The following is a 13,049-nucleotide window of genomic DNA, read 5'->3' on the forward strand; positions in this document are numbered from 1 at the left end:
TGTCCGCATGATGGAAGGCTCTATCCACTTTTTGGGAGTCGGGCCATCCTGTAACCTGCACGAAAATTTCGCGGAGGGCCAACGTCGTCCCTCGGCCATGCCTATGCCACGACGACGTTGGGAGAGCCGATGCGTTCCGCGTCCACGCACTCCGCGACCACCAGCAGCGACGCCGCCGCCTGGTCGCCCATGGACGGGCGCCCCGCCCAGCAGGGGATGTACGACCCTCGCAATGAGCACGACGCCTGTGGCGTCGGCTTTGTGGCCACCCTCACCGGCGAGGCCAGCCACGCGTTGGTCGAGCAGGCGCTCACCGTCCTGACGAATCTGGAGCACCGCGGTGCCACCGGCTCGGAGCCCGACTCCGGTGACGGCGCCGGCATCCTGCTCCAGGTGCCGGACGCGTTCCTCCGCGAGAACGTCACCTTCGCGCTCCCCGAGGCCGGCGCCTACGCCGTCGGCATCGCCTTCCTGCCGTCCGACGCCCAGGAAGCGGCCGCCGCCGTCTCACGCATCGAGACAATGGCCGCGGAAGAGGGCCTGGACGTCCTCGGCTGGCGCATCGTCCCGGTCGCGCCCCAGCTGCTCGGCAACGGCGCCCGCGCCACCATGCCGGCCTTCTCCCAGCTGTTCGTCGGGGACGGCGAGAACACCGGTCTCGCGCTGGACCGCAAGGCGTTCGCGCTGCGCAAGCGCGCCGAGCGCGAGGCCGGCGTCTACTTCCCGTCGCTGTCCTCGCGGACGATCGTCTACAAGGGCATGCTGACCACCGGCCAGCTGGAGCCCTTCTTCCCGGACCTGTCCGACCGCCGCTTCGCCACCGCCATCGCGCTGGTCCACTCGCGGTTCTCCACCAACACCTTCCCGAGCTGGCCGCTCGCCCACCCGTACCGCTTCGTCGCGCACAACGGCGAGATCAACACGGTCAAGGGCAACCGCAACTGGATGCGCGCCCGCGAGTCCCAGCTCGCCTCGAAGCTGTTCGGCTCCGCCGACAATGGGCACAGCGGTGACGGGGACGCCGAAAAGCTCGCGCGGATCTTCCCGGTCTGTACCCCGGACGCCTCGGACTCCGCCTCCTTCGACGAGGTGCTGGAGCTGCTGCACCTCGGCGGCCGCTCGCTGCCGCACTCGGTGCTGATGATGGTCCCCGAGGCGTGGGAGAACTCCACCGCCATGGACCCGGCCCGGCGCGCCTTCTACCAGTACCACTCCACGATGATGGAGCCCTGGGACGGCCCGGCCTGTGTCACCTTCACCGACGGCACCCAGGTCGGCGCGGTCCTCGACCGCAACGGTCTGCGCCCCGGCCGCTACTGGGTCACCGACGACGGCCTGGTCGTGCTCTCCTCCGAGGTCGGCGTCCTGGACATCGACCCCGCCAAGGTCGTCCGCAAGGGCCGCCTCCAGCCCGGCAGGATGTTCCTGGTCGACACCGCCGAGCACCGCATCATCGAGGACGACGAGATCAAGGCGCAGCTTGCCGCCGAGCAGCCCTACCAGGAGTGGCTGGACGCGGGACTGATCGACCTGGCCGATCTCCCCGAGCGTGAGCACATCGTGCACACCCACGCCTCGGTCACCCGCCGCCAGCAGACCTTCGGCTACACCGAGGAAGAGCTCCGCGTCATCCTCGCGCCGATGGCCAAGGCCGGCGCCGAGCCCATCGGCTCGATGGGCACCGATTCGCCGATCGCCGCGCTCTCCGATCGCCCCCGGCTGCTCTTCGACTACTTCACCCAGCTATTCGCGCAGGTCACCAACCCGCCGCTGGACGCCATCCGCGAGGAACTGGTCACCTCGCTGATCTCCTCCCTCGGCCCCCAGGGCAACCTCCTGGAGCCGACCGCGGCCTCCTGCCGCAGCGTGACCCTGCCGTTCCCGGTCATCGACAACGACGAACTGGCCAAGCTGGTCCACATCAACGCCGACGGCGATATGTCCGGCATGAAGGCCGTGACCCTCTCCGGCCTCTTCCGGGTCTCCGGCGGCGGCGAGTCCCTCGCGGCCCGCATCCAGGAGATCTGCGACGAGGCCGAGGCCGCCATCGAGGACGGCGCCCGCCTGATCGTGCTGTCCGACCGGCACTCCGACGCCGAGCACGCGCCGATCCCCTCGCTGCTGCTCACCTCCGCCGTCCACCACCACCTCATCCGCACCAAGCAGCGCACCCAGGTGGGCCTGCTCGTCGAGGCCGGTGACGTCCGCGAGGTGCACCATGTCGCGCTGCTCATCGGCTACGGCGCGGCCGCGGTCAACCCGTACCTGGCGATGGAGTCCGTCGAGGACCTGGTCCGCGCCGGCACCTTCCTGCCCGGCGTCGACGCCGAGACCGCCATCAGGAACCTGATCAAGGCGCTCGGCAAGGGCGTCCTGAAGGTGATGTCCAAGATGGGCATCTCCACCGTCGCCTCCTACCGCGGTGCGCAGGTCTTCGAGGCCGTCGGCCTGGACGAGGACTTCGTCGCCAGGTACTTCCACGGCACCGCCACCAAGATCGGCGGCGCGGGCCTGGACGTCATCGCGCAGGAGGTGGCCGCCCGGCACACCAAGGCGTACCCGGTCTCCGGCATCGCCGCCACCCACCGCGCGCTGGAGATCGGCGGCGAGTACCAGTGGCGCCGCGAGGGCGAGCCGCACCTCTTCGACCCGGACACCGTCTTCCGGCTCCAGCACTCCACCCGCCAGCGCCGCTACGACATCTTCAAGCAGTACACCGAGCGGGTGAACGAGCAGTCCGAGCGGCTGATGACGCTGCGCGGTCTGTTCTCCTTCGAGTCCGGCCGGGCCGCGGTCCCGCTGGACGAGGTCGAGCCGGCGTCCGAGATCGTCAAGCGCTTCTCCACCGGCGCGATGTCCTACGGGTCGATCTCCCGCGAGGCCCACGAGACCCTCGCCATCGCCATGAACCGGCTGGGCGCCAAGTCCAACACCGGTGAGGGCGGCGAGGACCCGGAGCGGCTGTACGACCCGGCGCGCCGCTCGTCCATCAAGCAGGTCGCCTCCGGCCGCTTCGGTGTGACGTCCGAGTACCTGGTCAACTCCGACGACATCCAGATCAAGATGGCCCAGGGCGCCAAGCCCGGTGAGGGCGGCCAGCTGCCCGGACACAAGGTCTATCCGTGGGTGGCCCGGACCCGGCACTCCACGCCGGGCGTCGGCCTGATCTCCCCGCCGCCGCACCACGACATCTACTCCATCGAGGATCTGGCCCAGCTGATCCACGACCTGAAGAACGCCAACCCGCAGGCGCGGATCCACGTCAAGCTGGTCTCGGAGGTCGGCGTCGGCACCGTCGCCGCGGGCGTCTCCAAGGCACACGCCGACGTGGTCCTGATCTCCGGTCATGACGGCGGTACCGGCGCCTCGCCGCTCACCTCGCTCAAGCATGCCGGCGGACCGTGGGAGCTGGGCCTGGCGGAGACCCAGCAGACCCTCCTCCTCAACGGCCTGCGCGACCGCATCGTCGTGCAGACCGACGGCCAGCTGAAGACCGGCCGCGATGTCGTCATCGCCGCCCTGCTGGGCGCCGAGGAGTTCGGCTTCGCGACCGCCCCGCTGGTCGTCTCCGGCTGCGTCATGATGCGCGTCTGCCACCTGGACACCTGTCCGGTCGGCATCGCCACCCAGAACCCGACGCTGCGCGAGCGGTTCAGCGGCAAGGCCGACTACGTCGTCAACTTCTTCGAGTTCATCGCCGAAGAGGTCCGCGAGCTCCTCGCCGAGCTGGGCTTCCGCACCCTCGACGAGGCCATCGGCCACGCCGAGCTGCTCAACACCTCGAAGGCCGTGGACCACTGGAAGGCGCAGGGCCTGGACCTGGCCCCGCTGCTGCACGTCCCCGAGCTCTCCGAGGGCGCGGTCCGCCACCAGATCACCGTCCAGGACCACGGCCTGGAGAAGGCGCTGGACAACGAGCTGATCAAGCTCGCCGCCGACGCGCTGGCCGCGGACACCGCCGAGGCAGCCCAGCCCGTACGGGCCCAGGTCGCGATCCGGAACATCAACCGGACCGTCGGCACCATGCTCGGCCACGAGGTCACCAAGAAGTTCGGCGGTGCCGGTCTGCCCGACGACACCATCGACATCACCTTCACCGGCTCGGCCGGCCAGTCCTTCGGCGCGTTCCTGCCCCGCGGCGTCACGCTGCGCCTGGAGGGCGACGCCAACGACTACGTCGGCAAGGGCCTCTCCGGCGGCCGCGTCGTGGTCCGCCCGGACCGCGGCGCCGACCACCTGGCGGAGTACTCCACCATCGCGGGCAACACCCTCGCCTACGGCGCGACCGGCGGCGAACTGTTCCTGCGCGGCCGGGTCGGCGAGCGGTTCTGCGTCCGTAACTCCGGTGCCCTGGTGGTGTCCGAGGGCGTCGGCGACCACGGCTGCGAGTACATGACCGGCGGCCACGCCGTCGTCCTGGGCGAGACCGGCCGCAACTTCGCGGCCGGTATGTCCGGCGGCACCGCCTACGTCATCGACCTCGACAAGGACAACGTCAACAAGGAGCTCGTCGACGCCGTCCACACGCTGGACGCCACCGACGAGCAGTGGCTGCACGACGCGGTGCGCCGCCACCACGAGGAGACCGGCTCCACCGTCGCCGAGAAGCTCCTCGCCGACTGGGACACGGCCGCCGCCCGCTTCAGCAAGGTCGTCCCGGCCACCTACAAGGCAGTGCTCGCCGCCAAGGACGCCGCCGAGCGAGCGGGACTCTCCGAGTCCGAGACCCACGAGAAGATGATGGAGGCGGCGACCAATGGCTGACCCCAAGGGCTTCCTGACCACCGACCGCGAGGTCGCCAAGACCCGCCCCGTCGGCGAACGCGTCAAGGACTGGAACGAGGTCTACGTTCCCGGTTCGCTGCTGCCGATCATCAGCAAGCAGGCGAGCCGCTGCATGGACTGCGGCATCCCCTTCTGCCACAACGGCTGTCCGCTGGGGAACCTCATCCCCGAGTGGAACGACTACGCCTACCGCGAGGACTGGAGCGCCGCCAGCGAGCGGCTGCACGCCACCAACAACTTCCCGGAGTTCACCGGCCGCCTGTGCCCGGCCCCGTGCGAGGCGGCGTGTGTCCTGGGCATCAACCAGCCCGCCGTGACCATCAAGAACGTCGAGGTCTCGATCATCGACCAGGCGTGGGACAACGGCGATGTCACCCCGCAGCCGCCGGAGCGCCTGTCCGGCAAGACCGTCGCCGTCATCGGCTCCGGCCCGGCCGGTCTCGCCGCCGCCCAGCAGCTGACCCGCGCCGGCCACACCGTCGCCGTCTACGAGCGCGCGGACCGTATCGGTGGTCTCCTCCGCTACGGCATCCCCGAGTTCAAGATGGAGAAGCGCCACATCAACCGCCGCATCGAGCAGATGCGCACGGAGGGCACCAAGTTCCGTACGGAGGTGGAGATCGGCCGCGACATCGACGCCGCCAAGCTGCGCAAGCGCTACGACGCCGTCGTCATCGCCGCCGGCGCCACCACCTCCCGCGATCTGCCGGTGCCCGGCCGTGACCTCAAGGGCATCCACTTCGCGATGGAGTACCTGCCGCTCGCCAACAAGGTGCAGGAGGGCGACCTGACGGTCTCCCCGATCACCGCCGAGGGCAAGCACGTCGTCGTCATCGGCGGCGGCGACACCGGCGCGGACTGCGTCGGCACCGCCCACCGCCAGGGCGCGGCCTCCGTCACCCAGCTGGAGATCATGCCGAGGGCGGGCGAGGAGCGCAGCGCCAACCAGCCCTGGCCGACCTTCCCCATGCTCTACAAGGTCACCTCCGCGCACGAGGAGGGCGGCGAGCGGGTCTACTCCGTCTCCACCACCCACTTCGAGGGCGACGAGGACGGCAACGTCCAGGCCCTGCACCTGGTCGAGGTGGAGTTCAAGGACGGCAAGCCGGAGCAGAAGCCCGGCACCGAGCGCCGCATCCCGGCCCAGCTGGTCACCCTCGCCATGGGCTTCACCGGCACCGATCAGCACAACGGCCTGGTCGAGCAGTTCGGCCTGGAGCTCGACGCACGCGGCAACATCGCCCGCGACGGCGACTACGCCACCAACGTCCCCGGCGTGTACGTCGCCGGTGACGCGGGCCGCGGCCAGTCGTTGATCGTGTGGGCCATCGCCGAGGGCCGCTCCGCCGCCCGCGGTGTGGACCGCTTCCTGACCGGAGCCAGCGCCCTGCCGGCTCCCATCAAGCCGACGGATCGCGCGCTGACCGTGTGACAGCGTGATGGCCCGACGGCCCTGTATGTCCCGTACAACGTCGTACGGAACAACCCGGCGCCTGCCCTCTCCCCGACCGGAGGGCAGGCGCCGCGTGTCCTTTCCGAGTACGTGCTAGGGCGTGCGGGTCGTCGACGAGCCGTCCCGCTGCGCCGGGAACCGCCGCCCCAACCGCTCCGCCAGCTCCCGCGCGGGCACCGGTACGGGCTCCCGCGGCGGCGTCCCCGAAGACCGGAAGTCATGCACCGGCGGGGCCCACGCCGACAGTTCGACACCCCGGTCGCCCCTCGGCAGCACCCACCGCGGGTCCGCGTGCACCCGCAGCACCTGCGCCTCGAAACGCGTCCACGCGCCGTCGGTCACCGTCAACTCGCTGACGCAGCGCGCCTCCAGCTGCAGCGGGTAGTGCGCCAGCCGGGGCGGCCGCACCATCTCGGACGGTTCCGTCAACGCCGCGTCCGCCGTCGACGGGCAGCCGTCCGCCGAGGTCACGGCTCCCTCCTCGGTGGCCGTACCGGCCGGTGCGAGGTTGAAGACCACTTCCGGGCGTACCACGAGATTGCGCGCGGCACGGCCGCGCGCGGGCAGCCGGCCACTCACGACCGGGCCGAATTCCCAGGTGATCTCCAGCTCGACCAGCCCGTATGTCCCGTCGTCGTTCTCCGTGGACAGCAGTGCCTGCGCGACCGAACTGCTCTTCTCCAGCACGCATTTCATGATTCTTAGGATAGAAGCCGAACCGTTCGGTGTTCACCGAAGTGTGATGTCCCCTTACTCTCTGCATACTCTCTGCACATGAACCGACGGGATGCCGATCACGAAAGTACCGCCGAAACCCCGGACCTGGCCGCCCTCGCGGCGCTGCTCGCGGACCGCACACGCGCCGCCATCTGCATCGCCCTGCTGGACGGCGGCTCCTGGACCGCGGGCGAACTGGCCGAATACGCCGGGGTGGCACCCTCCACCACCACCGAACACCTCAACCTCCTGGTCGCCGGCGGGCTGCTCGCGGAGGAACGACAGGGCCGGCGGCGCTACGTACGCCTCGCCGGACCCGACACCGCGGAAGCCCTGGAGAACCTCGCCGGGCTGGCCCCCTACCGTCAGGTCCCGGTGCGCTCCCTCGCCGAGGCCAACCACCGCAGGGCGCTGCACCACGCCAGAACCTGCTACGACCACATCGCGGGCGCGCTCGGCGTCGCCATCGCCGAGACCATGACCGAACGCGGCCTGCTGGTCCGGGACTACGGACTGACGCTGACCCGGGCCGGCGCCTCCTGGCTCGCCGCCCTCGGCATCCCCGACCCCGGCCCGTCCGCCGCGCACCGGGCCCATGTCCGCACCTGCCTCGACTGGACCGTACGCCGCCAGCACCTCTCCGGCGCGGTCGGCGCCGCCGTGTACCGGCACGCCCTGGGCCAGCGGTGGATCGTCAAGGCGCCGTCCACCCGCATCCTCACCCTCACCGAGGGCGGCCGCGCGGCCTTCCGCCGCCATCTGGGGCTGCCCGAGAGCGCATTGTCGCCGTCCCTGGCACTGGTGCCGCCAGGCGCATGAGGCGGGGCCGGTCACTCGCGGGACGGCGGCCGCCGCTCATCCCTTCAGGAGCTGCTTACCGGTGGCCGCGTCCACGAGCTCGCGGTCGTCCAGGGGGCTCTTCAGCGTGATCTCCACCTTGTCGGTGACGAGCTGTGAGGTGCACATCCCGTTCTGGTTCTTCTTCTTGCTCCAGCCGGCGACCACCACGAGATCCTTGGACTCATGGGTGTGCACGCCGTACTTGGCATCGCACGCACCGTGCCCGACGGTCACCGTGAGCTCCCGAACCGCGGTGTTCCTCGGGCGGTCCGCGCCGGTCAGCGGCAGCATCGTGTCCTTCCGGCCGGAGACGGGGGAGACCTTCGGCCAGTCCCGCACGATCTGCTCCGCCCGCTGCTCGAACGGATCCTTCTGCTTCGGGGGTGCGGTGCCCACGGTCTGTGTCCCACTGCCGCAGCCGGACAGCGCGACGGCGCCGGCGGCCGCCATGGCGAGCACGGCGGTGCGCGAACGGGAGCGGGTACGGGAGCCGGTGCGGGGGCGAGTACCGCTCATGTGCTACCTCCTCGGGTCGTCGATGGGACGCGGCGGTCAGGAGACGGGTTCCGTTCGCCGTGCCCGCCCGCCGGGGCCCGTTCGCCGTGCGCTCAATCCGCCCAGGGCGCAACGCCGGGGCGGGTGGTCGCGCGCCCGTTAGCGTCCCGGTCATGGACTCGCTCGTCGGGATCACCCCGATCACCCAGGACGTCTGGCACCTCCCGTTCCCTGTCGGGTATGTGTATGCCGTCGCACTGCCCGACGGCGGCTACGCGGTCGTCGACACCGGCGTCCCCGGCTCCGCGCCCGCCGTCCTCGACGCGCTCGCCCGGCTCGGCGCGCGGCCGGGCGATCTGCGGCAGATCGTGCTCACCCACTCCCACCTCGACCACATGGGCTCCGCCGCCGACCTGGCCGACGCCACCGGCGCCCGGGTCCTGGCCGGCGCGTACGACGCACCGGTCATCCGCGGCGCCGCCCCCGAACCCCCGCCCGTGCACACCCCGGCGGAACGGGAGCTGCACGAAGGGATCATGGCCGAGCTCGCCGACGCCGGGCTCCCGCCGCTGCGTCATGTCGAGGTCGATGTGGAGCTGCACGACGGGGACACCCTGGACGACTGGGCGGAGCCCGTCCGTGTGCTGCACGTGCCCGGCCACACACCGGGCGGGATCGCGCTGTACCTGCCCGAGAGCGGACTGCTGTTCCCCGGCGACATCATCGGCTCCGGGGGAGGCCGCGCGGTCCTCGGCCCCTTCAACGTCGACCGCGAGGTGGCCCTCGCCTCCTTCCGCCGGCTCGCCGCCCTCGACGGCCTGGAAACCGTGTGCGTACCGCACGGCGAGCCCATCCGTACGGGCGCGCGCGACGTCCTTGCGGCGGCCACCCCGGAGCGGGACTGGCTGTGAGCCGGTGCGGCCAGGGCCGACGGTCGGCCCACGCGCCGCGCTCCGGGCGCACCCGCGCAACGCGCTCTAGGTATCGCAGTCCAGCAGCGTCTTGCACAGCCCGCAGCGCGCTTGCAGCCGGCCGCGCACCGGGACGCGGATCCGCTGGTGGCAGGTGGGGCAGGGGAACGACACCCGCAGCGGCGCCGGGCCCTCGAAGACGTAGCCGTCGCCGGGCCCGCGGACCGGACCGCCGCGCTTCGGATCCTGCGCCGTACGCCGGTCCTTGGCGTAGCGGAGCCGGGCGGTCCAGCTCGCGGCGGCCAGCGGGGGCCGGCGGGTGTCCGCGCGGGCCCGCGCCTGCCCCGCCTTGTAGGCGTCGTACGCCTGCGGGCTGGTGAACCACGGCGCGGGATCCTCGCCGAAGAACTCCGCGCGCTTGGCGAGCACATAGCCGAACTCCTCCGGCGTCAGATAGCCGAGCTTCTGCGAGAACGGGCCGTGTTCGCGATACGCGTCCAGCAGCAGCCAGCCCGCGCCGAGGTAGGTGGTGGCGGTGTCGGTGAGGATCTCGTTGTCGGGCGTGCCGGGGAACGACAGGTCCAGTCGGTGCAGATAGACATGCATCACCTCGTGGGCGAGCGCGGCACCGATGTCCTTGCGATGTGCCTTGAAACGTTCGTTCAGCTCGATGAAGTATTCGGGACCCGCGGTGAGTTCGACATACGCGGCATGGTCGATCTCCCGGAACGAGACGACCATCCGGGCATCGGGCAGCCGCAGATGACGGACCATCGCACGGGCCACCCGCTGCACGCCCGGATACAGGTCCTCGCTGTCGTCGAAGGCGACATCGACGGGCGGCACGGATACCGCGAAAGTGCTCACCGTGTCGTACGACAGGCGTTTGAAGAGCGCCGTGATGGCCGAACGCACCTTGTCGATATGGGGAAATCCGTGCTTGATGTCACCGCTGCCCGTTGTCACCCGGCCACTGTACGGGGGTCGGGACTGCCCGGAATGCGGCTTACAGGGCATGGGTAGTACGGAAGTTGGCCGGATGCACACCCTTGTCACCCTGATCCCTCTCTCCACATAATCACAGGGCGCTTTACGGACTCATCCCCCACTGGGTCCGGACGCTGCGCGGCGTGCTGCCTCTTTCCACGCGTTCTCCTCGGCGGCCACGTCCGGCTCCGGTGGGTTGGCATGGGCGCGTCAGCAACGTGCAACCCCCCACGAAAGGAAGCCAGTTGCGCAGCTATCTGAAGTACCTCAAGAGAAGCGCCGCGGTCGGCGCGGTCGCCCTGGCTGCCTTCAGCCTCCAGCCCGGGGCCGCCTCCGCCGCCCCCGAACCGACCCCCAGCGGCGGCAGTCAGACCAGGGTCGTCGGCGGCACCCAGGCCGAACAGGGGGAATTCCCCTTCATGGTCCGGCTGTCGATGGGCTGTGGCGGCGCCCTCTACGAGAAGGACATCGTGCTCACCGCGGCGCACTGCGTCGACGGCAGCGGCCCGAACACCTCCATCACCGCCACCGCCGGTGTGGTCGACCTGGAGGACTCGAATGCGATCACCGCAAAGTCCACCGAGGTTCTGCAGGCCCCCGATTACCAGGGCAAAGGCAAGGACTGGGCGCTGATCAAGCTCAACAAGGCGATAGACCTGCCGACCCTGAAGATCGCCGAGGACGACTCGTTCAACAACGGTGACTTCGAGATCGCCGGCTGGGGCGCCGACAAGGAAGGCGGCGACCAGCAGCGCTACCTCCTCAAGGCGACCGTCCCCTACGTCGACGACGCGGCCTGCCAGCAGGCGTACGGCGACCAGCTGACGCCGGGCGAGGAACTCTGCGCCGGCAAGCTGGACACCGGCGGCGTCGACACCTGCCAGGGCGACTCCGGTGGCCCGATGTTCCGCAAGGACGACTCCGGGGCCTGGATCCAGGTCGGCATCGTCTCCTGGGGCGAGGGCTGCGCACGGCCCGGCAAGCCCGGTGTCTACACCGAGGTGAGCGCCTTCGCCAAGGACATCCAGAAGGCCGCCGGGGAACTGGGCGGCGGAAACGGCTGAGAAGCCGAGTGAGGCGCGGGCCCGGGGAGCACCTCCCCGGGCCCGTCCGCGTCGCGGCCCGCGGATGGTGGCCACCGCGGTGCGGCTCTGGTCCTTCCGTCCGGGGCGGCGGCCGACAGGGATGACCGTACGGCCGATGGGCACCCGTCCGGCCGCCGTATAGCCTGAGCGGGTGTCATCGACGGCGAGGCGCCCTCGAAGCCGTCGAGCGACTGCGCCCCGACGTGCTGCTGCCGGACATCCGGATGCCCAAGATCGACGGCCTGGAGGTCACCCGTCGGCTGTCCGAGCGCGCGGCCGCCCACCCGGAGTACGGGAAACCGCGGGTCGTCATCGTCACCACCCTCGACCTGGACGCATATGTGCACGCGGCACTCCAGGCCGCGCTTCCGGCTTCCTCCTCAAGGACGCCGGCCCCGCCATGCTCGTCGAGGCCGTACGGGCCGCCGCGGTCGGCGACTCGCTGGTCTCGCCCGCGCACCCGTTGGTCCAAGACCACCCGTAAGTCCAACACGTGTTCCCCCTTTGTCCATGGGCGCGAGCCTGGCGCACCCAGCACGCTGGCCAGCGATAGGCCATGCAGACGAGCCGTGCAGGTGCGAAAGAGGACAGCGCGCTTGAATGCTCCCCCCGGAGGGAGAGGATTCCCGGCTCAGGCAGCTCGCTGACGCAGCGCCTCAGCGGGTCTTACGTCCTCAACACCAGCCGGGTTCAGACCAGCCCGGATCAGCATCACACGGGCGGAGTTCTCGTACGGCCCCGCACGCGGTGCAGGCAGAGGTTCTCTCGGAAAGAGGTAGTGCGTGCTTGGTTCTCGCTCCGCACTGCGCACAGTCCATCGTGGTGTGCGCGGGGTGTACCAGGTGCACGGCACGGCCGTGCTTGCGGCCCCTCTCGATCAGGGCCGCCTTCGCCGCGCCGATGGCGGCATCGGCCGCCTTCTTGGCCATGGTGGTCTTGGCGAGGAACTTCGGCCGGAAGTCCTCCACCGCCAGGGAATCATGGTCGCGAACCACGGCTTTGGCCCATTTGCGGGCCGAGTCCTGCCGCTGCCTCGCCACCTTCTTGTGCAGCTTGGCCGTCTGCTCTTTCGCGGCTTTGTAGCCGTTCGAAGCGGCCTGCCCCCTGGCCGGCTTGCGGCGTGCCATCATCCGCTGGTAGCGGGCCGGCTTCGCGGCGGCCTTCTTTCCATGCTCGGCGTGGGGAAGGGCGTGGGCGTCGGATGTGGTGGTGGCCGTCTGCTGCACGCCCCAGTCGACACCGATCACGCCCGCCCGGCGATGCTGCCAAAGCCGGTCCTTGATGTCCTTGAGGGCTTTGGCACGGGACTTTCCGAAGTCCCGTATGAGCCGCTGCTGAGGGACGCTGGAACCTTCTCGCAGCCACGGCGTTTTCCGCCTGGCCTCGGTCAGCATCTCGTCGAGGGCGGCCGGTCCGCACTTCTCGCCCTCGCGGTGTGCCTTCTTCGACCGGGCCACGCACTCGTTTCAGATCCACCGGCACCGGTCCCACTCCGTCAGGAGCGTGCCCAGCGCCATGCGCGACACACGCACACGGTAGGTGTACCGGGCTTGCCCGGCGTCCTCACTCGTCCGCGCCGCTGTCGTCATGACCAACAAACCACCTGGGAGGTACGACGGTTGAACGATCCCGACCCCCGCGCGCTGCCGCACCTCCGTGCGGGGTGGGCGCCGAATCGCCCGGGAGGCGATTCGGCCTTCCCTTCCCTGCTCCGCAGGAGTCCGATTCCGTCCCGCAAGCGGGAGGTACCTCCACCCCGGCCCGGGGGCCGGGGCG

The 13,049-nt window shown here is 70.4% G+C and carries 8 protein-coding genes and 2 pseudogenes; 6 read left to right on the forward strand and 4 right to left on the reverse strand.

Annotation, left to right across the window (positions count from 1 at the left end; translation table 11 throughout):
* Positions 1 to 129 precede the first annotated feature (129 nt).
* Positions 130 to 4,764 carry a glutamate synthase large subunit gene (gltB, locus tag K9S39_RS32815; protein ID WP_248866955.1) on the forward strand — a complete coding sequence of 1,545 codons (4,635 nt, stop codon included), beginning with the start codon at positions 130 to 132 and terminating at the stop codon, positions 4,762 to 4,764.
* Entirely contained in the window at positions 4,757 to 6,217 is a 1,461-nt protein-coding gene (locus K9S39_RS32820; protein ID WP_248866956.1) for a glutamate synthase subunit beta, read from the forward strand. The genes gltB and K9S39_RS32820 overlap by 8 nt, the downstream gene beginning before the upstream one ends.
* A 114-nt stretch (positions 6,218 to 6,331) precedes the next feature.
* On the opposite strand, the gene K9S39_RS32825 is transcribed toward K9S39_RS32820, so the two are convergent.
* Positions 6,332 to 6,934 carry a hypothetical protein gene (locus K9S39_RS32825; protein WP_248866957.1) on the reverse strand — a complete coding sequence of 201 codons (603 nt, stop codon included), beginning with the start codon at positions 6,932 to 6,934 and terminating at the stop codon, positions 6,332 to 6,334.
* A 78-nt stretch (positions 6,935 to 7,012) separates the two neighbouring features.
* Between K9S39_RS32825 and K9S39_RS32830 the strand changes: the two genes are divergently transcribed.
* Positions 7,013 to 7,774: an ArsR/SmtB family transcription factor gene (locus K9S39_RS32830; protein WP_248866958.1), complete on the forward strand. Its 762-nt coding sequence runs from the start codon at positions 7,013 to 7,015 to the stop codon at positions 7,772 to 7,774.
* 36 nt (positions 7,775 to 7,810) lie between these two features.
* Here the strand turns inward: K9S39_RS32830 and K9S39_RS32835 are convergent, their stop codons facing one another.
* Positions 7,811 to 8,311, reverse strand: a complete 501-nt coding sequence (locus tag K9S39_RS32835; protein WP_283113139.1) for a hypothetical protein — start codon at positions 8,309 to 8,311, stop codon at positions 7,811 to 7,813.
* Between the two features lie 152 nt (positions 8,312 to 8,463).
* Between K9S39_RS32835 and K9S39_RS32845 the strand changes: the two genes are divergently transcribed.
* The gene (locus K9S39_RS32845; protein WP_248866959.1) at positions 8,464 to 9,201 is read left to right on the forward strand and encodes an MBL fold metallo-hydrolase; all 738 of its coding nucleotides are present in this window, start codon (positions 8,464 to 8,466) and stop codon (positions 9,199 to 9,201) included.
* A 66-nt stretch (positions 9,202 to 9,267) separates the two neighbouring features.
* Here the strand turns inward: K9S39_RS32845 and K9S39_RS32850 are convergent, their stop codons facing one another.
* Positions 9,268 to 10,167 carry a hypothetical protein gene (locus K9S39_RS32850; protein WP_248866960.1) on the reverse strand — a complete coding sequence of 300 codons (900 nt, stop codon included), beginning with the start codon at positions 10,165 to 10,167 and terminating at the stop codon, positions 9,268 to 9,270.
* A gap of 266 nt (positions 10,168 to 10,433) precedes the next feature.
* Here K9S39_RS32850 and K9S39_RS32855 point away from each other — a divergent pair, with 266 nt between their 5' ends.
* Both K9S39_RS32855 and K9S39_RS32860 read left to right on the forward strand, forming a co-directional pair.
* Positions 10,434 to 11,252 (forward strand): S1 family peptidase, encoded by an 819-nt coding sequence (locus K9S39_RS32855; protein ID WP_248866961.1) that lies wholly within the window; start codon positions 10,434 to 10,436, stop codon positions 11,250 to 11,252.
* Positions 11,253 to 11,443: 191 nt separating this feature from the next.
* Positions 11,444 to 11,730 (forward strand): annotated as a pseudogene (locus K9S39_RS32860) (response regulator); the annotation flags it as partial.
* Between the two features lie 174 nt (positions 11,731 to 11,904).
* Here K9S39_RS32860 and K9S39_RS32865 read toward each other — a convergent pair.
* Positions 11,905 to 12,730 (reverse strand): annotated as a pseudogene (locus K9S39_RS32865) (RNA-guided endonuclease TnpB family protein).
* Positions 12,731 to 13,049: the final 319 nt, after the last annotated feature.

This window comes from Streptomyces halobius (assembly GCF_023277745.1).
Classification (GTDB): domain Bacteria; phylum Actinomycetota; class Actinomycetes; order Streptomycetales; family Streptomycetaceae; genus Streptomyces; species Streptomyces halobius.